This is a genomic window from Niveispirillum sp. FG148 (assembly GCF_057809655.1).
The window spans coordinates 119006-138063 of sequence record NZ_JBMDKJ010000015.1; the positions used below are offsets into that span (position 1 = coordinate 119006).

Sequence of the window (19058 nt, forward strand, 5' to 3'; positions counted from 1 at the left end):
GGGCGGTCCGCAGGGGCCGCCCCTTTTTTTTGGCCCCTGAACCATTGTCCCCAAACGGGATATCGACGCCTCTGATATATTTAAGCATAACTGCATAATATATGCCCGCCGGAGCGGGACAGGGACACGAGGGGGGAAAACAAACATGTTCGAGAAAGCTCGCAGGCCTTACGCCGGTGTGTCTTGGAGCATCGTGACGGAGGCCACGCGATGACCGCGCCGATCGTTATCATCGGGGCGGGGCAGGCGGGCTGCCAGGCGGCGGTCAGCTTGCGGGCCGAAGGATGGCAGGAACCGATTCTGATGCTGGGGGACGAACCCTGGCATCCTTATGAACGGCCGCCGCTTTCCAAGGCCATTCTTTCAGGTGAACTGGCGCCGGAACGTGCCTTCCTGCGCAAACCGGAATTCTACACCCAGAAGGGAATCGACATCCGGCTTGAAACCCCGGTGGCGCGGATCGAGCCGGCGGCGCACCAGGTGGTGCTGGCCGGTGGCGACCCGGTTTCCTATCACAAGTTGCTGATCGCGACCGGTGCCGTGGTCCGCCGCCTGACCCTTCCGGGCAGCGATCTGCCGGGCATCCACTATCTGCGGACCATGGCCGATGCCGCGGCGCTGCGCGACGTGGTCGGTCCCGATCGGCGTGTCGCCATCGTTGGTGCCGGCTATATCGGCCTGGAGGTCGCGTCATCCGCCCGCAAACTGGGGGCGGCTGTCACGGTGGTGGAGGCGGCAGACCGGGTGATGGCCCGTGTCACGGCCCCGCCGGTGTCCGCCTTCTATGCCGACGAACACCGTGCCCATGGGGTGGAACTGATCCTGGGGGCCGGTGTGGCGGGAATTGAGGGCACGACGCGCGCCACCGGCATCCGCCTGACGGATGGACGCCTGGTAGAGGCCGATGTGATCGTTGTCGGTATCGGCGTGCTTCCCAATGACGCCCTGGCCCGTGCGGCCGGCATCGCCTGCGACAATGGCATCATTGTCGATGATTGTGGTCGCACCAATCTCCCCGATATCTTTGCCGCCGGTGACGTGACCAACCATCCCAATGCCCTGCTGGGATATCGCCTGCGCCTGGAGTCGGTACAGAACGCCATCTCCCAGGGCCAATCGGCGGCCCGTGCCATGCTGGGTGTCCCCCGGCCCTATGCGGAAATTCCCTGGTTCTGGTCGGACCAGTATGACTTGAAGCTGCAGATCGCCGGGCTGTCGCGGCCCACGGATCAGGCGGTTGTGCGTGGTGACACGGCCGACCGCAAATTCTCTGTCGTCTATCTGCGGGATGGACGGTTCGTCGCGATTGACGCTATCAACCAGCCCAGGGACTTCATGCAGGCGCGCAAGCTGTTGCAGGAAGAATGGGTGCTTGATCAGTCGCGCGTGGCCGATCCCGCCGTTGCACTGGTCGATTGTGCGGTCGCACTTTCGGCGTGAAAAGCATCCGCCCGAACACCGGCGAATGCCGGCAAGCAAGTAACAAAGAGAGGGAGCGTAGCAATGAACGTGCAAGGTGTTGCGGCCATCGTGTCCGGCGGTGGTTCCGGTCTGGGTGCCGCCACGGCGCAGGCGCTGGCGGCACAGGGGGCCAAGGTGGCCCTGCTTGATATCAACCTGGACGCCGCCAAGGCGGTCGCCAAGGAGATCGGTGGCATTGCCGTCCAGTGCGATGTGACCAGCGCCGACAGTGCCCAGGCCGCCATTGCGGAAGCCGCCGTGACCCACGGACCGGCCCGCATCGCGGTCAACTGCGCCGGCATCGCCCCGCCGGCCAAGATTCTGGGCCGGGATGGCCCCCATGATCTGAACCTGTTCCGCAAGGTGATCGAAGTCAACCTGATCGGGACCTTCAACATGATGCGCCTCGCCGCCACCGGAATGGCCGGCCTGGACCCGGTTACGGCGGATGGTGAGCGCGGGGTCATCATCAACACGGCCTCTGTTGCCGCCTTCGAAGGACAGATCGGTCAGGCCGCCTATGCCGCCTCCAAAGGCGGGGTGCATGCGCTGACCATGCCGGCGGCCCGCGAACTGGCCCGCAGCGGTATCCGTGTCGTCACCATCGCCCCCGGTATCTTCCTGACGCCGATGATGCTGGGCCTTCCGCAGGACGCCCAGGACAGCCTGGGCAGGCAGGTACCGTTTCCCTCCCGCCTGGGCCGGCCGGACGAATATGCCAGCTTGGCAATGCATATCATTGCCAACAGCATGATCAATGGCGAGACGATCCGTCTGGATGGTGCCATCCGCATGGCACCGAAATAAGCAATACTTGCCCTGAAAGGCCCGGGTCACCGATCATGCACAGGAGATGTCGTGAAAGGACCGGGCCATGGGCATGACGGATGTGGTGATCATCGGCGGCGGCATCGCCGGTCAGGCCCTGGCTTATGCGCTGGCGCCGGGACGGTCCGTGGTTCTGCTGGAAGCGGAAAGCCAATGCGGATCGCATGCTATCGGCCGATCCGCCGCCCTTTATTCCGAAACCTGCGGGAACAGTGCCATCCGGGCACTGACCCGGGCCACGGGTCCCTTTCTTCGCCATCCGCCAGAGGGGTTTGCCGATCGCCCGCTGCTGCGTCCACGCGGCGCGCTGCATGTCGCACGGGCGGACCAGATGGACCGGTTCACACGCGTGCTGATGGAACTTCAGGCCGAGGTGCCCAGCGTGAACCCGCTGACCGGTGCCGAATGCCGGACGCTGGCGCCGATTCTGCGCGAAGGGTACGCGGCTGCGGGTGTGCTGGAACCGGGTGCCTGCGACATTGATGTCGACTTGCTGATGGAGGGCTTCCTGGGCGGCGCGCGCGCGAAAGGGGCGGAAATCGTTACCAGTGCCGCTGTCACCGCCATTGATCATGATGGTCTGGGCTGGCGCGTTGAAAGCAAGGCCGGGACCTGGCGTGCGGGCGTTCTGGTCAACGCTGCGGGCGCCTGGGCCGATCAGGTTGCCGGAATGGCGGGCGTTCGCCCCGTTGGGCTGGTGCCGAGCCGACGGACATCCATCCTGGTCGATCCGCCTGCCGGGATCGATGTGATGCATCTGCCGTTCCTGGTTGATGTGGATGAACAGTTCTATGTAAGGCCCGAAGCCGGCAAGCTATTGCTGTCCCCGGCAGACGAAACGCCATCCGTGCCCGGCGATGCCCGGCCGGAGAAGACGGACATTGCGGTCGGCATCGACCGGGTCCAGGCAGCCTGCGACATTGCGGATGACCACCGCGGGCGCAGCTGGGCTGGGCTGCGCAGCTTTGTCGCCGATGGATCCCCTGTCATCGGGTTCGATCAGAACAGGACAGGATTCTTCTGGCTGACGGCCCTTGGCGGTAATGGCATCCAGACATCGATGGCCGTGGCAATGCTGGCGGCGGCGCTGATCCGGGGCGAAAGTGTCCCGGAAAGGCTGGTTGCTTTGGGCCTGGACCCGGCATCCATCCATCCGGGCCGCTTCCATCTCTGATCCAGCCTGCCGACGACATGCTGAAGGCGCATCTGCCGGTGGCGCCTCATCCAGATCTGCATTGATCAGGGGCCGATGTCCTGTTCAAGAAGGCAGATGCAGCGGCCTGGCTGACGCGTACCATGGCGCGCATTTCATGAGCCGATGACACGGGCGTGGAGCCGGACCCACCGCCGTTGCACCGACGCGAGTGTTAACCTTTATCGCGTTAATATTGTTGGAAATGCCCATCGTTCCGTGACCGGCAGGCCGGCCCGGGCGATTCCCGGTGCTGCAGGTTCATTCGCCCGTCTGGGCGCGATGAATTGTTACCCACGAGTCCCGGATCGAGCCGGTCTGCGGCTTGTGCAGGCAATATTCCGAAAGGTATATGTCCTGATCTGGCGAGATTATCCTTAGTAACGGGCGTTTGGTGCGGTTTGTTACAAAGTTGGAGCCAATTAGAATAAGTCCGGACTATTTTGATGTGTTTTCCAGATGAAGTTGTCGAATTCTGTCATCTGGCGTTCAATAATTTTATCTTGCAATTCATAAGGTTAAGTGATGGTGCCCATTGCGTCTGCCCTTGTGGCCCGCATGTCACAGAATGTGTCAAATTTTCTTTAACGGATGGTGTTCCGTTGCACTGTCGCCAGGACGCGTCATTTTCTCATCCCCATTGAGTCTAGGCCGATAGGTATAGAACGGCCAAGGTCAGCAATCTGGAGAGAGACAAAAATGGCTAATCGTCAGGGACCTGCTTCGCGTCGCTTGCAGCGCAATCTGCTGCTAGGTGCTGCCATCACTCTCGCCGCGGTCGGGGCCGTCGGCGCGCAGGAACTGCAGCTTGAGGAAATCGTCGTCACGGGCTCGCGCATCGCGCGTCCGGAACTGACCAGTTCCAGCCCCGTGACGGTTGTTGACGCCGCCTCCTTCGAGCAGGCCGGCGCCGCCACCGTCGACAGCGTTCTGAACGAACTGCCGCAGATCATCCCGGCGCTGGGCGCCTTCTCCAACAATGGTGGCAACGGATCGGCCACGGTCGACCTGCGCGGTATCGGCGCCGCCCGCACCCTGGTGCTGGTGAATGGCCGCCGTTATATCCCGACCAACGGCACCGGTACCGTTGACCTGAACAACGTTCCCGCGTCCTTGATCAAGCAGGTGCAGGTGCTGACGGGTGGCGCATCCGCCGTCTATGGGTCGGATGCCATCGCCGGCGTCGTCAACTTCATCCTGGAAGACAGCTTCCGCGGGGCCCAGGCTTCCACCCGCTTTGGCGTGACCAAGGAAGGCGACGGCAAGGAGCGCAACGTCAACCTGACCATCGGCACCGGCTCCGAGGACGGCAAGTCGAACCTGACCCTGTTCGCGGAATATAACAAGCGCGACGAGGTGATGGCCGGTGACCGCGACTATTCCAAGCAGGCCATTACCGAAGGCGTCGTTAATGGCGTGCCGACCATCCTGTATAGCGGTTCCTCCACCGCTCCCGGCGGCCGTCTGGCCAAGGGCACCACGGTGCTGACCTGGGATGCCAACGGCGTGCCGCGGCCGTTCAACAGCACCCGCACGACCAGCAGCGCCGGCGACCTGTACAATTTCTCGCCCGTGAACTATCTGCGCGTCCCGCAGGAGCGTTTGTCGCTGTTCGCACTGGGCAACCACGAGTTCAACGAGCATTTCAAGGTCTATGAGGAAGCCAACTTCGTGACCAACCGCGTACCGTTGCAGCTGGCCGAGACGCCCGCCGTCATTCCGCAGCCGCGTCCGGGCGTGCCGCCGATCCGCATCAACCTGACCAACCCGCTGCTGACGGCGCAGACGGTCGCCCAGTTGCGCGCCCTGTACCCGGCGTCGGCCGACCCGACCTTTGTGGCGCCGGCCGGCTTCACCGCCGCCGATTATGCCTCCATCACCACGGCCAATGCCCTGTCCCGCCGTATGACGGAACTGGGTGCGCGCCAGCAGGACAACAATCAGAACGCCTTCAACACCACGACCGGCGTGAAGGGCGACCTGTTTGCGGGCTTCAGCTACGATACCTATTTCACCTTCGGCCGCGTGTCGCGTGACGTGATCGTGCGCAACGACGTGTCCTCGACCCGTCTGCGCCATGCGCTGAACGCCACCAAGGATGCCGCCGGCAACGCCATCTGCGTGGATGCCACGGCCCGCGCCCAGGGCTGCGTGCCGATCGACATTTTCGGTCCCGGCCGCATCAGCGAAGCTGCCGCCAAATACATCCGCACCGACACCAACCGCGCCCAGGAATTCGAACAGCAGGTGTGGAACGGTTCCGTCACCGGCAACCTGTTTGAACTGCCGGCAGGCGATGTCGGTGTCGCCTTCGGTGGCGAATGGCGCAAGAACAAGTATTTCGACCGCGTGGATGACAGCATCCGCACGGGCGACATCCTGGGCTTCAACCCGGCCCTGTCATCGTCCGGTCAGTTCGACGTCTGGGAAGGCTTCGCCGAAATCTATGTGCCCCTGGTTACCGACCAGCCCTTCTTCGAGAACCTGTCGGCCGAAGGCGCCATCCGTTATTCCGACTACAGCTCCGTTGGTTCGGTCGAGACCTGGAAGGCTGGCCTGGAATGGTCGCCGATCAAGGATGTCGGCTTCCGCGGCCAGTTCCAGTCGGCCATCCGCGCGCCGAACGTCCTGGAACTGTACCAGGGCGGTCAGGTTGGCTTCCCGACCCTGAATTCCACGGTCGATCCCTGCCTGCTGTCCACCGCTGCCGGCTATGACAAGACGTTCTGCGTCAGCCAGGGCGTGCCGACGGCCGTCGCCGGGACCGCTGCCTTCAACTCCGCCCGCCCGACTCAGTTCCAGCAGTTGAGCCAGGGTTCCGCGGTTGCCGGCTTCGAGTTGACGGAAGAACAGTCGCACACCTGGACGATCGGCGCGGTTCTGACCCCGTCGTTCCTGCCGGAACTGACGGCCACGGTTGATTGGTGGCAGATCAAGCTGGATGACGCCATCGGTGGCTTCGGCGGCGGTGCGGCCGGTGTGGTGAAGGATTGCTTTGCCAACAAGAACCTGCAGAGCTCCACCTGCAAGGCCATCACCCGCACGGCCGACGGCTATCTGGCTGTTGTCCAGGTGCCGACGGTCAACAATGCAGGCCTGAAGACGTCCGGTGTCGACGTTGGCTTCACCTGGCGCCAGGATCTGCCAGAGAGCCTAACCATCGATGGTGACGGCCAGTTCCGTATCAAGAGCGACCTGTCCTATCGCGACAAGTTCGACGTTCAGCCGGCTGTGAACGGTACGATCTACAAGTGCGCCGGGTACGGCGGTCAGAACATCTGCGGTGAACCGATCCCGACGTGGAAGGCCACCACCACCTTCACCTATCAGAGCGGCCCGATCACGGCCAGCCTGCAGTGGAACTACATCGGCTCGTGGAAGAACGACGCCATTCTGTTCGGCACGGACCCGGCAACGCTGGTCTATCCGAAGGTCGGTTCGTACAATCTGTTCGACCTGTCCGGATCGTATCAGGTGGTCGAAGGCGTGACGGTGTCGGCTGGCGTGACCAACCTGTTCGACAAGCAGCCGCCGATGCTGCCCGACACCATGATCGGGTCGCAGCAGAACAGCTTCACCAACACCTATGACGCGTTGGGGCAGCGGTTCTTCATGTCCGCTTCGGTCAAGTTCTGATCCGAAGCATCATCTCTGCTTCATCACTATGGCGGGCTTCTCGGAGCCCGCCATTTTTTCTTCAGAGTTTTGAAATTTATCAGATATAGATGATTGTAAATTTGCAAATATAATTGTAAAAATAGCGCTCTACTCTATGAAATGGACCTGCTATATTCATAATATTTGAATATTGACTTTGGGTGGTGCCTCTATTTGCGTCTCCGCACACCGCACGCTTCGGCGGTGACAGAACAGGGAGCAGAGAAGAGGCTAAGATGAATATCGGACTTAACAATAACATCAATGGGTTGCGTACCGCCTTGCTGTTGGGGGCAGCGATGGTCATGAGCGGAACCGCCATGGCGCAGGAGCTGCAGCTCGACGAGATCGTCGTCACGGGCTCACGCATCGCGCGTCCGGAACTGACCAGTTCCAGCCCCGTGACGGTTGTTGACGCCGCCTCCTTCGAGCAGGCCGGCGCCGCCACTGTCGACAGCGTAATGAATGAACTGCCGCAGATTGTTCCGGCGTTGGGTTCGTCCTCCAACAATGGCGGCAACGGATCGGCCACGGTCGATCTGCGCGGCATTGGTCCCCAGCGTACCCTGGTCTTGGTGAATGGCCGTCGCTATATTCCGACCAATGGCGCCGGTACCGTCGACCTGAACAATATTCCGGCGGCCCTGGTCAAGCAGGTGCAGGTGCTGACGGGTGGCGCATCCGCGGTCTATGGCTCCGATGCCATTTCGGGTGTCGTCAACTTCATCCTGGAAGACACCTTCCGTGGCGCCCAGGCCTCCACCCGTTTTGCCGTGACCAAGGAAGGTGACGGCAAGGAGCGCAATGTCAACCTGACCATCGGCACCGGTTCCGAAGACGGCAAGTCGAACCTGACCCTGTTCGCGGAATATAACAAGCGCGACGAGGTGATGGCCGGTGACCGTGACTATTCCAAGCAGGCCATTACCGAAGGCGTGGTCAATGGCGTGCCGACCATCCTTTATTCAGGTTCGACCACCTCTCCGTCCGGTCGTCTGGCCAAGGGCACTACGGTCCTGACCTGGGATGCCAATGGCAAGCCGCGGCCGTTCAACAGCACCCGCACGACCAGCAGCGCCGGCGACCTGTACAATTTCTCGCCCGTGAACTATCTGCGCGTCCCGCAGGAGCGTCTGTCGCTGTTCGCGTTGGGAAATCACGAGTTCAACGAGCATTTCAAGGTCTATGAAGAAGCCAACTTCGTGACCAACCGCGTACCGTTGCAGCTGGCCGAGACGCCCGCCGTGATCCCGCAGCCGCGGCCGGGCGTGCCGCCGATCCGCATCAACCTGACCAACCCGCTGCTGACAGCCGAAACGGTCGCCCAGTTGCGCGCCCTGTACCCGGCGTCGGCCGACCCGACCTTTGTGGCGCCCGCCGGCTTCACCGCCGCCGATTATGCCTCCATCACCACGGCCAATGCCCTGTCCCGCCGTATGACTGAACTGGGCGCACGTCAGCAGGACAATAATCAGAACGCCTTCAACACCACGACCGGCGTGAAGGGCGATCTGTTTGCCGGCTTCAGCTACGACACCTATTTCACCTTCGGCCGCGTGTCGCGTGACGTGATCGTGCGCAACGACGTGTCCTCAGCCCGCCTGCGTCAGGCGTTGAACGCCACCAAGGATGCGTCCGGCAACGCCATCTGCGTGGATGCCACGGCCCGCGCCCAGGGCTGCGTGCCGATCGATATTTTCGGGCCTGGCCGTATCAGCGAAGCTGCCGCCAAATACATCCGCACCGACACCAACCGCGCCCAGGAATTCGAACAGCAGGTGTGGAACGGTTCCGTCACCGGCAACCTGTTTGAACTGCCGGCCGGTGATGTCGGTGTCGCCTTCGGTGGTGAATGGCGCAAGAACAAGTATTTCGACCGCGTGGATGACAGCATCCGCACGGGCGACATCCTGGGCTTCAACCCGGCCCTGTCGTCGTCCGGTCAGTTCGACGTCTGGGAAGGGTTCGCCGAAACCTACATCCCGCTGGTGGCTGATCAGCCCTTCTTTGAGAACCTGTCGGCTGAAGCCGCCGTCCGTTATTCAGATTACAGCTCTGTCGGTTCCGTCCACACCTGGAAGGCCGGCGTTGAATGGTCGGTGGTCAAGGATGTTGGCTTCCGTGGTCAGTTCCAGTCGGCCATCCGCGCGCCGAACGTCCTGGAACTTTACCAGGGCGGTGCTGTCGGCTTCCCGACCTTGAATGCCACAGTCGATCCGTGCCTCAGCACCACCGTCAGTGCGGCTGACCGCGCCTTCTGTATTCAGCAGGGTGTCCCGGCCAGCGCCGTCGGCACGGCGGCCTTCAACTCCGCCCGCCCGACGCAGTTCCAGAGCCTGACCACTGGTGGTGCTGTCGCCGGCTTCGACCTGCGGGAGGAGGTGGCCAAGACCTGGACCGTGGGTACCGTGCTGACACCGACCTTCCTGCCGGAATTCCAAGCCACGGTCGACTGGTGGCAGATCAAGCTGGATCACGCCTTGGGCGGCTTTGGCGGCGGTGCTGCCGGTATCGTCCGCGACTGTTTCCTGAACAAGAACCTGTCCAGTGCCACCTGCAAGGCCATTACCCGCACGGGCGAGGGCTATCTTGCCATTGTACAGGTGCCGACGGTCAATAATGCAGGCGTGAAGGCATCCGGTATCGATATCGGCCTGATGTGGAAGCAGGACCTGCCGGAAAGCCTGACCATCGACGGGGACGGTCAGTTCCGGGTGAAGACCGACATTGCCTATCGGGACAAGTTCGATGTCCAGCCCGCCGTCGGTGGCACGATCTATCACTGCGCCGGCTATGGTGGTCAGAATATCTGTGGCGGCACCGCTGGCGACCCGTTCACCAAGTGGAAGGCCACCACGACCCTCACCTATCAAAGCGGTCCGCTGACGGCATCCCTGCAATGGAACTATATCGGGTCGTGGAAGAACGATGCCATTCTGTTCGGCACGGATCCAGCCACCCTGGTCTATCCGAAGGTCGGTTCCTATAACCTGTTCGACCTGTCCGGTGCGTATCAGATTACGGATGGTGTCACCCTGTCGGCCGGTGTGACCAACCTGTTCGATAAGCAGCCGCCGATGCTGCCCGACACCATGATCGGGTCGCAGCAGAACACCTTCTCCAACACTTATGACGCGTTGGGGCAGCGGTTCTTCCTGTCCGCTTCGGTCAAGTTCTGATCGTCCTGGACTGGACGATCAAGATGGCGGCGGGTCCACCGGACCCGCCGCCTTTCTTATTATGACAGGGCAATACCGCGCAGGATCAGGTCGCGGTGCAGGGCCACCAGCTGTTCGGCCGATTTGCGGCCCGACGGCTGGTACCAGGAGCAGATGCCCGTCAGCATGGACAGGATGGCATAGGCGGCGATGGTGGGTTCGTCCACACGCAAGGATCCGTCCTCTCCACCCCGGCGCAGGATATCGATCAGGATGCCTTCATAACGTTTGCGCAGGCCCACAACCACCGCATGATTGGGGGCTTCCAGGCTGCGCAATTCCGAATTGGCGATGAAGACCTGTTCCCGCCGGGTGATATGATAGCTCACATGGAAGGCGATGAAGGCTTCCAGCTGTGCCAGCGGCGTCCCGTCTGCGGGCACCGCATGTTCCACCTCTCCCAGCAGGGTGGTCATATGGTCATGGACCAGGTCGAAAAGAATGTCCTGCTTGTTGCGGACATGGTTGTAGAGCGACCCTGGCTGGATGCCGACGGCATCGGCCAACTGGCGCAGCGTGATCGCCTCGTATCCTTTGCGGAAGATCAGGGTCAGCGCCGCCTTGCGGATCGCTTCCATGGTTTTCGGCCCATGGCTGCCGGCGGTACGGGCCATCGATGGCCTCTCTTCCTAGACAGAATCGAATGGCGCAAGCTGGGGCGGGGCGGCGGCCACGTCAACAGGAATTCGCGCATGCGTCGAAGGTCGGAACCCCCGGAATTCCTGGTTGAAACGCCCAATAAAAAAACGTATGACCGTTTCTATAAGATCCTTGGAGGGAACACCCATGCTGCGCAACAGCCTGCCCATGTTCGATTTCGGCCTTGGCGAGACGGCGGACGCGCTGCGCGATGCCGTCTCGGCCTTCGCCGCCGACGAGATTGCGCCGCGCGCGGCGGAGATTGACCGCACCGACCAGTTCCCCATGGATCTGTGGAAGAAGATGGGTGACCTGGGCGTGCTGGGTGTCACAGTGGGGGAGGAGTTTGGCGGCGCCGGCATGGGCTATGTCGAGCACATGGTGGCGATGGAGGAAATCTCTCGCGCGTCCGCTTCCGTCGGCCTGTCCTACGGCGCCCATTCCAATCTCTGCGTCAACCAGATCCGCCTGAATGGCAATGATGATCAGAAGGGCCGCTATCTGCCCAAGCTGATCAGCGGCGATTTCGTCGGCGCCTTGGCGATGAGCGAGCCGGGGGCGGGGTCCGACGTGGTGTCCATGCGCCTGCGTGCCGACAAGAAGGGTGATCGCTATGTGCTGAACGGCACGAAGATGTGGATCACCAACGGCCCCGACGCCGACGTGCTGGTCGTCTATGCCAAGACGGAGCCGGATGCCGGCCCGCGCGGCATCACCGCCTTCCTGGTGGAGAAGGGCTTCAAGGGCTTCAGCTGCGCGCAGAAGCTGGACAAGCTGGGCATGCGCGGCAGCCACACGGGCGAGCTGGTGTTCGAGGATTGCGAAATCCCCGAAGAGAATGTGCTGGGCCAGTTGAATGGCGGCGTGCGCGTGCTGATGTCCGGCCTGGATTATGAACGCGCCGTGCTGGCGGCCGGTCCGCTGGGCATCATGCAGGCGGCCATGGATATCGTCGTGCCCTATATCCATGAGCGTAAGCAGTTCGGCCAGGCGATCGGCGAGTTCCAGCTGATCCAGGGCAAGGTGGCAGACATGTATGTCGCCCTCAACTCCTGCCGCGCCTATGTCTATGCCGTGGGGCGCGCGGCGGATGCCAAGCGCATCACCCGCAAGGATGCCGCGGGCGCCATCCTGCTGGCGGCGGAGAAGGCGACGCAGCTGGCCCTGGACGCCATCCAGATCCTGGGTGGCAACGGCTATATCAATGATTATGCCACGGGCCGCCTGCTGCGTGATGCCAAGCTGTATGAGATTGGCGCCGGCACCAGCGAGATCCGCCGCATGCTGATCGGGCGCGAGCTGTTCAAAGAAACGGCGTAAGCGCTGGGGATTTCGGCTGCACCACCTGACTTCCCCGCGAAAGCGGGGATCCAGGGGCCAAGGGCACCGAAGCGTCGTTCTCCACGGCCCCTGGACCCCCGCTTTCGCGGGGGAGGCAATGTTCAGCTTGGGATCAAGTTGGGTCAGCCGCCCAGTCGGTCCCCATGACGCGAGGCCGTCCATGACCGTCCTTACCACCCAGATCGACACGCGCAGCCCGGCCTTCGCCGAGAATGCGGCGTCTATGCGCGCGCAGGTCGATGATCTGCGCGCCACCATCGGCCGCATCGCCCAGGGCGGCGGTGAAAAATCCATGGCCAGGCATCTGGCGCGCGGCAAGCTGGCCCCGCGTGAACGGGTGCGCAGCCTGCTGGACCCCGGCACGCCGTTTCTGGAATTCAGCCAGCTGGCCGCGCACGAGGTCTATGGTGATGATGTGCCGGCCGCCGGCATCATCACCGGTATCGGCCGGGTCAGCGGTCAGGAATGCGTCGTTGTCGCCAATGACGCGACGGTGAAGGGCGGCACCTATTACCCGCTGACCGTCAAGAAGCACCTGCGCGCCCAGGATATCGCGCGGGAGAACAACCTGCCTTGCGTCTATCTGGTCGATAGCGGCGGGGCCAACCTGCCCAACCAGGACGAGGTCTTTCCCGACCGCGATCATTTCGGCCGCATCTTCTATAATCAGGCCACCATGTCGGCGGCGGGCATTCCGCAGATCGCCTTGGTCATGGGCTCCTGCACGGCGGGCGGCGCCTATGTGCCGGCCATGGCGGATGAAAGCATCATCGTCAAGAACCAGGGCACCATCTTCCTGGGTGGCCCGCCACTGGTGAAGGCCGCGACGGGGGAGATCGTGTCGGCGGAGGATCTGGGCGGCGGCGATGTGCATACGCGCATCTCCGGCGTGGCCGACCATCTGGCCCAGGATGACGGCCATGCCCTGGGCATCGCCCGGCGTATCGTCGCCAACCTGAACCGGACCAAGAAGCCGGATGTGGATATCAAGCCCGTCCGCGACCCGCTCTACAGCGCCGACGATATCTACGGCATCATCCCAACCGACACGCGCAAACCCTATGACGTGCGGGAGATCATCGCCCGCATCGTTGACGGGTCGGAACTGGACGAGTTCAAGGCCAATTACGGTACGACGCTGGTCTGCGGCTTTGCCCGGCTGTGGGGCATGCCCGTCGGCATCATCGCCAATAACGGCATCCTGTTCAGCGAGAGCGCGGTGAAGGGCGCGCATTTCATCGAACTGTGCTGCCAGCGCAAGATCCCGCTGCTGTTCTTGCAGAACATCACGGGCTTCATGGTGGGCCGCAAATACGAGAATGCCGGCATCGCCAAGGATGGGGCCAAGCTGGTGACGGCGGTGGCCTGCGCCAATGTGCCGAAGATCACCCTGATCATCGGCGGGTCGTTCGGGGCCGGCAATTACGGCATGTGCGGCCGCGCCTATGCCCCCCGCTTCCTTTATATGTGGCCCAACGCCCGCATCTCCGTCATGGGCGGGGAACAGGCGGCCACCGTGCTGGCCACTGTGCGCCGCGACGGGATGGAAGCGGCGGGCAAGGAATGGAGTGCCGAGGAGGAGGCCGCCTTCAAGGCGCCCATCCGGGAGCAGTATGAGAAGCAGGGCCATCCCTATTACGCGTCGGCCCGGCTGTGGGATGACGGGGTCATCGACCCGGCGGATACGCGCAATGTGCTGGGCCTGTCGCTGTCGGCGGCGCTGAACGCGCCCATTGGGCCGGCGAAGTTCGGCGTGTTCCGGATGTGAGGGGGATGGAAATGCACGATATCCTGACCGCCATCGACGCGCGCGGGGTGGCGACCGTCACCCTGAACCGCCCCGAAATCCACAATGCCTTCAATGATCTGGTCATTGCCGAGCTGACGGGCATCTTCCGCCGGCTGGGCCATGATCCGGCCGTGCGCGTCATCGTCCTGCGCGGCAATGGCAAGAGTTTCTCTGCTGGCGGCGATCTGAACTGGATGCGCCGCATGGCCGGCTATAGCCGGGAGGAGAATTTCGCCGACGCTGTCGATCTGGCGACCATGCTGCGCACCTTGAACGAATGCCCCAAGCCGACCCTGGCTGTCATCCACGGCCATTGCTTCGCGGGGGCGGTGGGGCTGGTGGCGGCTTGCGATATCGCAATAGCCGCCGATCCCGTGCAGTTCGCCCTGACAGAAGTGCGGCTGGGCCTGATCCCCGCCACCATCGGCCCCTATGTGGTGGCCGCCATGGGGGCGCGGGCCTGCCGCCGCTATTTCCTGACGGCGGAACGGTTCGGCGTGGCGGAAGCGCATCGCCTGGGTCTGGTGCATGAGGTGGTGGGGCTGGACGGGCTGGACGCCGCGGCAGAGCGCCATATCGACAATCTGCTGGCCGGTGGACCGCTGGCCCTGGCGGCGGCCAAGGATCTGATCCGCGCCGTCGACGGCCCCGTGACCGACGCCATGGTGGCCGATACGGCCGGCCGCATCGCCGATGCCCGTTCGGGCGCCGAAGGCCGCGAAGGCCTGTCCAGTTTCTTCGACAAGCGTCAACCGGGATGGGTGAAATGAGCCGGATTTCGAAAGTCCTCATCGCCAATCGCGGCGAAATCGCTTGCCGTGTCATGCGCACCGCCCGCCGGATGGGCCTGGGCACTGTCGCCGTTTATTCGGATGCCGACGCAAATGCCCTGCATGTCGCGTCGGCCGACCAGGCGGTCCATATCGGTCCGGCCCCGGCGCGCGAAAGCTATCTGATCATCGACCGCATCATCGCAGCCGCCAAGGCGACGGGGGCGGATGCCATCCATCCCGGCTATGGCTTTCTGTCAGAGAATGCCAATTTCGCCGATGCCGTGGCGGCGGCGGGGCTGGTCTTCATCGGCCCGCCGGCCAGCGCCATCCGCGCCATGGGCGGCAAGTCCGAAGCCAAGGCCCTTATGGAAAAGGCCGGCGTGCCCTTGGTTCCCGGCTATCATGGTGAGGATCAGGACGACGCGCTGCTGGCAGCGGAAGCCGCGCGTATCGGCTTCCCCGTGCTGATCAAGGCGTCGGCCGGCGGCGGCGGCAAGGGCATGAAGGTGGCCGATCGGGCGGAAGAATTCCCCGCCGCCCTGGCATCGGCCAAGCGCGAAGCGAAGGCCGCCTTCGGCGATGACCGTGTGCTGATCGAGAAATATCTGGCCCGGCCGCGGCATGTGGAGATCCAGGTCTTCGCCGACAGACATGGCGATTGCGTCTATCTGTTCGAGCGTGACTGTTCCATCCAGCGCCGCCATCAGAAGGTGGTGGAGGAGGCCCCGGCCCCCGGCATGGACCCGGCGGTCCGGGCCCGCATGGGACAGGCCGCCGTGGCGGCCGCCAAGGCCATCGGCTATGTCGGCGCTGGTACTGTGGAATTCCTGCTGGATACCGATGGTTCCTTCTATTTCATGGAGATGAACACCCGTTTGCAGGTGGAACATCCCGTGACGGAGAAGATCACGGGCCAGGATCTGGTCGAATGGCAGTTGCGGGTGGCGGCGGGCGAGCCCCTGCCGCTGAGTCAGGAGCAACTGACCATCAACGGCCACGCCATCGAGGTGCGGCTTTACGCCGAAGACCCGGCCAAGGGCTTCCTGCCGCAGACGGGCACACTGGCGCATCTGCGCTTTCCCGAACAGGGGGAGCATGTGCGCGTCGATACCGGTGTGCGGTCCGGTGACGCCATCTCCATCTTCTATGACCCGATGATCGCCAAGCTGATCGTCTGGGACAAGGACCGGCCCAGCGCCGTCCGCCGGCTGGAAAAGGCCCTGGCGGAAACGGAAGTGGCCGGGCTGAACGCCAATGTGCCGTTCCTGTCGGCCGTGGCTGCCCATCTGGGCTTCCTGGCCGCCGACCTGGACACGCGCTTCATCGATCGGTATGAGGCGGACCTGCTGCCGGGCCCCGCCGCGCCGTCGGCGGAGATCCTGGCCCTGTTCAGCCTGGGGCTGGTCCTGTCCCGGCGTGGGGCGAGAACCGACCCTTGGGATGCGGTCGGCGGCTTCCTTTTGAATCTGCCTTCGGTCGACCGCATGGAATGGGCGGTGCCGGGGGAGGAAAGCGGGCATAAGGTCGATGTGACCTGGCAGCGGACGGGCTTTGCCATCCAGGCGGCGGGCCGGGTGGTACAGGCCGGCGGCACTCTGTCCGCAGATGGTACCCTGACCGCCGTGCTGGACGGGCAGCGTCTGTCGGCCCGCTGGGTCCGTTGGGGCGGGAATGTCACCCTGTTCCATGCCGGTGGTACCTACACGCTGTCGCTGGTGGATCCGCATGCCGGCAGCCATGGGGAGCATCACGGTCACAGCCGCCTGACGGCCCCGATGCCCGGCAAGGTCATCGCCCTGCTGGTGGAGGAAGGGGCGTCGGTGACCAAGGGCCAGCCCGTCATCGTGCTGGAAGCCATGAAGATGGAGCACACGCTGAAGGCACCGGCCGATGGCACTGTCACCGGCCTGCGTTTCCAGGTTGGCGATCAAGTCAGCGAAGGGGTGGAACTGGTGGGATTTGAGGCGGACTGAACCGTTCTTCCACCAAATTCACTCGGAAATTTAACCATTCTAGTATCTTCCTTGGTTCCGCCTGCCCCATAATTAGGTTAATGTTTATGTCCAAGTCGGGAACGGTGAGGCATCGCCATGTTCTCTCGCAGGAATTTCCTGGGGGGACTGACCGTCGCCGGGGCGCTGTTGGGGCGTCCGGCGCTAGCCCGGCCTGTAACCTTCCGCATGGTCTATTTCGGCGACTTTGCACCCTTCTCTCAGGTCGATGCGCAGGGGCAGGTGCGGGGGCTGTTTGTGGATGCCGTCCAATCCCTGCTTCACGACCGGTTGGGTGTGGAGGTGGAGCATCACGCCTTTCCGTGGGCCCGCGCCCAGGCGATGGTGCGCAGCGGAGAGGCGGATGGGTTCGTGACCGTTCCAACCCCGGAACGGCTTTCCTATGTCCTGGCCAGCGCGCGGCCGCTGTTCGAATTTCCGATGTGCATCGTCGCGGCCGGCGATGGGCCGCGTCTGGGCGAACTGCGTCAGGTGCGTGCGCTGGAGGGACTGCGTCCCTTCCGGCTAGCGCATTATCTGGGGTCGGGCTGGGCAGAGGCGAATCTGCGGCCGCTGGGGCTCGACATCCAATGGACGTCCGATCTGGCAGGAGCCATGCGCCTTGTCGCCAATGGCCGGGTCGACGCGATTGTCGACAATGCCGTCAGTCTGCGCCACCGCATGCAGGACCCGGAATTCCGGGACCGGCTGGTCGATCTTCCCAGTTCGCTGGCGACACAGCCCTATCATGTGTGCATCGGGCTGACCTCCCAGTTTCAAGCGTTGATGCCGCGGATCAACGCGCAGCTGGCGCCACATGGTGGCGGCAACGGGTCGACATTGCCCGTTGCCAAGGCGACGTGACCCTACCTTTTCACATCCCGTCCGAATGGAACTGACCATGCATGACATCCGTCTGGTGGAGGTCGGCCCGCGCGACGGGCTGCAGAATGAAAAGACCCTGGTGCCGCTGGCGACCAAGGTGGAACTGGTGAACCGGCTGTCCGACACGGGCCTTTCCGTGGTCGAAGCCGGGGCGTTTGTCAGCCCGAAATGGGTGCCGCAGATGGCCGACAGTGCCGATGTGATGCGGGCCATCACCCGCAAGGCCGGTGTCGCCTATCCTGTGCTGGTCCCCAATGAAAAGGGGCTGGAGGCAGCCCTTGCCGTTGGTGTGACGGAGGTGGCGGTGTTTGGTGCCGCGTCGGAGGCGTTCAGCCAGAAGAATATCAACTGTTCCATCGCCGAAAGCCTGGACCGCTTCCGTCCTGTGGTTGATCAGGCCCGCGCGGCGGGGGTGCGGGTGCGCGGCTATGTCTCCTGCGTGCTGGGCTGCCCCTATGAAGGGGCCATCGACCCCGGCAAGGTGGCGAATGTGGCGGCCGAGTTGATGGGGATGGGCTGCTACGAGGTCAGCCTGGGCGACACGATCGGTGTCGGCAATTCGCGTTCGGCCCGTGCCATGCTGCGCCGGGTGGCCGAAGACGTGCCCATGGGGCGTATCGCCCTGCATTTCCACGATACCTACGGTCAGGCGCTGGCCAATATCCTGGCCTGTCTGGAAATGGGCGCGCGCGTCATCGACAGCGCCGTGGCCGGCCTGGGCGGCTGCCCATATGCCAAGGGGGCCAGCGGCAATGTCGCCACGGAGGATGTGCTGTACATGCTGAACGGCATGGGCCTGTCCACCGGCGTCGATCTGGACCGGCTGGCCGCCATTGGGGAATGGATCAGCGGGGAACTGGGCCGACCCAATGGCAGCAAGGTGGGGCGGGCCCTGGCGGGGAAATAGGGAGAAACTAGTTGGTCAAATGGCGCGCGATACAGCTTTGTTTTGAAGGCGATGACTTCTCAATTAACGGCATAAAGGTATGGAGCCTGCCTTGGCGCCATACTACTGAAGACGCTATTGAACTGCCTCACCCCAGCTACCCGCATCAAATCCATCATTTCAACATTTTTGAAATCGGCGGCGCTGACAAGTCTGTTCGTTTTGCGGCCTGTGAACTCTCTGCTGGAGTATGGGGATTTTACGTTCCCGATTGATCTGCCCTACCTGCCCCTGACCAACTGGGGACTCCGCGGACCACGGTCATGGATCACGTCCCCGTGCTTGGTGTAGGAGCGGCGTTGTCATCGCGCTCTCCGGCTTATCTGGCCGGTTGTGTC

Annotated in this window: 13 protein-coding genes; 12 read left to right on the forward strand and 1 reads right to left on the reverse strand. The window is 63.2% G+C overall.

Annotated features, from left to right (window positions below; all coding sequences use genetic code 11):
- Nucleotides 1-210: 210 nt before the first annotated feature.
- From ACODTW_RS16615 to ACODTW_RS16635, 5 genes are all read left to right on the forward strand, one after another.
- Nucleotides 211-1440, forward strand: a complete 1230-nt coding sequence (locus ACODTW_RS16615; RefSeq protein ID WP_488947170.1) for an NAD(P)/FAD-dependent oxidoreductase — start codon at nt 211-213, stop codon at nt 1438-1440.
- Nucleotides 1441-1503: 63 nt separating this feature from the next.
- Nucleotides 1504-2268 carry an SDR family NAD(P)-dependent oxidoreductase gene (locus tag ACODTW_RS16620; protein ID WP_488947171.1) on the forward strand — a complete coding sequence of 255 codons (765 nt, stop codon included), beginning with the start codon at nt 1504-1506 and terminating at the stop codon, nt 2266-2268.
- Between the two features lie 67 nt (nt 2269-2335).
- Nucleotides 2336-3463 carry an NAD(P)/FAD-dependent oxidoreductase gene (locus ACODTW_RS16625; RefSeq protein WP_488947172.1) on the forward strand — a complete coding sequence of 376 codons (1128 nt, stop codon included), beginning with the start codon at nt 2336-2338 and terminating at the stop codon, nt 3461-3463.
- 717 nt (nt 3464-4180) lie between these two features.
- Nucleotides 4181-7117 (forward strand): TonB-dependent receptor domain-containing protein, encoded by a 2937-nt coding sequence (locus tag ACODTW_RS16630; protein ID WP_488947173.1) that lies wholly within the window; start codon nt 4181-4183, stop codon nt 7115-7117.
- 257 nt (nt 7118-7374) lie between these two features.
- A complete protein-coding gene (locus ACODTW_RS16635; protein WP_488947174.1) occupies nt 7375-10317 on the forward strand; it encodes a TonB-dependent receptor domain-containing protein in 2943 nt (980 codons plus the stop codon).
- A 59-nt stretch (nt 10318-10376) separates the two neighbouring features.
- Here the strand turns inward: ACODTW_RS16635 and ACODTW_RS16640 are convergent, their stop codons facing one another.
- A complete protein-coding gene (locus tag ACODTW_RS16640; protein WP_488947175.1) occupies nt 10377-10970 on the reverse strand; it encodes a TetR/AcrR family transcriptional regulator in 594 nt (197 codons plus the stop codon).
- Nucleotides 10971-11142: 172 nt separating this feature from the next.
- Here ACODTW_RS16640 and ACODTW_RS16645 point away from each other — a divergent pair, with 172 nt between their 5' ends.
- The 7 genes from ACODTW_RS16645 to ACODTW_RS16675 all read left to right on the forward strand — a co-directional run bounded on the left by ACODTW_RS16645 (nt 11143) and on the right by ACODTW_RS16675 (nt 18935).
- Nucleotides 11143-12315 carry an isovaleryl-CoA dehydrogenase gene (locus ACODTW_RS16645; RefSeq protein ID WP_488947176.1) on the forward strand — a complete coding sequence of 391 codons (1173 nt, stop codon included), beginning with the start codon at nt 11143-11145 and terminating at the stop codon, nt 12313-12315.
- A gap of 181 nt (nt 12316-12496) precedes the next feature.
- Nucleotides 12497-14104 (forward strand): carboxyl transferase domain-containing protein, encoded by a 1608-nt coding sequence (locus ACODTW_RS16650; RefSeq protein WP_488947177.1) that lies wholly within the window; start codon nt 12497-12499, stop codon nt 14102-14104.
- Nucleotides 14105-14115: 11 nt separating this feature from the next.
- Complete coding sequence (locus tag ACODTW_RS16655) at nt 14116-14895, forward strand: enoyl-CoA hydratase/isomerase family protein (protein WP_488947178.1); 780 nt, start codon at nt 14116-14118, stop codon at nt 14893-14895.
- Nucleotides 14892-16871: an acetyl/propionyl/methylcrotonyl-CoA carboxylase subunit alpha gene (locus ACODTW_RS16660; RefSeq protein ID WP_488947179.1), complete on the forward strand. Its 1980-nt coding sequence runs from the start codon at nt 14892-14894 to the stop codon at nt 16869-16871. Before ACODTW_RS16655 ends, ACODTW_RS16660 begins: the two co-directional genes overlap by 4 nt.
- A 117-nt stretch (nt 16872-16988) precedes the next feature.
- Nucleotides 16989-17753, forward strand: coding sequence for a substrate-binding periplasmic protein (locus ACODTW_RS16665; RefSeq protein WP_488947180.1), 765 nt, complete (start codon nt 16989-16991; stop codon nt 17751-17753).
- A 37-nt stretch (nt 17754-17790) separates the two neighbouring features.
- Nucleotides 17791-18681: a hydroxymethylglutaryl-CoA lyase gene (locus ACODTW_RS16670; protein WP_488947181.1), complete on the forward strand. Its 891-nt coding sequence runs from the start codon at nt 17791-17793 to the stop codon at nt 18679-18681.
- Between the two features lie 11 nt (nt 18682-18692).
- On the forward strand, nt 18693-18935 hold the full coding sequence (locus ACODTW_RS16675) for a hypothetical protein (protein ID WP_488947182.1): 243 nt from the start codon (nt 18693-18695) through the stop codon (nt 18933-18935).
- Nucleotides 18936-19058: the final 123 nt, after the last annotated feature.

Excerpts from the sequence above, each read along its gene's own strand:
- ACODTW_RS16615 (WP_488947170.1), top strand. The coding sequence starts at position 211 with ATGACCGCGCCGATCGTTATCATCGGGGCGGGGCAGGCGGGCTGCCAG.
- ACODTW_RS16620 (WP_488947171.1), top strand. The coding sequence starts at position 1,504 with ATGAACGTGCAAGGTGTTGCGGCCATCGTGTCCGGCGGTGGTTCCGGT.
- ACODTW_RS16625 (WP_488947172.1), top strand. The coding sequence starts at position 2,336 with ATGGGCATGACGGATGTGGTGATCATCGGCGGCGGCATCGCCGGTCAG.
- ACODTW_RS16630 (WP_488947173.1), top strand. The coding sequence starts at position 4,181 with ATGGCTAATCGTCAGGGACCTGCTTCGCGTCGCTTGCAGCGCAATCTG.
- ACODTW_RS16635 (WP_488947174.1), top strand. The coding sequence starts at position 7,375 with ATGAATATCGGACTTAACAATAACATCAATGGGTTGCGTACCGCCTTG.
- ACODTW_RS16640 (WP_488947175.1), bottom strand. The coding sequence starts at position 10,970 with ATGGCCCGTACCGCCGGCAGCCATGGGCCGAAAACCATGGAAGCGATC.
- ACODTW_RS16645 (WP_488947176.1), top strand. The coding sequence starts at position 11,143 with ATGCTGCGCAACAGCCTGCCCATGTTCGATTTCGGCCTTGGCGAGACG.
- ACODTW_RS16650 (WP_488947177.1), top strand. The coding sequence starts at position 12,497 with ATGACCGTCCTTACCACCCAGATCGACACGCGCAGCCCGGCCTTCGCC.
- ACODTW_RS16655 (WP_488947178.1), top strand. The coding sequence starts at position 14,116 with ATGCACGATATCCTGACCGCCATCGACGCGCGCGGGGTGGCGACCGTC.
- ACODTW_RS16660 (WP_488947179.1), top strand. The coding sequence starts at position 14,892 with ATGAGCCGGATTTCGAAAGTCCTCATCGCCAATCGCGGCGAAATCGCT.
- ACODTW_RS16665 (WP_488947180.1), top strand. The coding sequence starts at position 16,989 with ATGTTCTCTCGCAGGAATTTCCTGGGGGGACTGACCGTCGCCGGGGCG.
- ACODTW_RS16670 (WP_488947181.1), top strand. The coding sequence starts at position 17,791 with ATGCATGACATCCGTCTGGTGGAGGTCGGCCCGCGCGACGGGCTGCAG.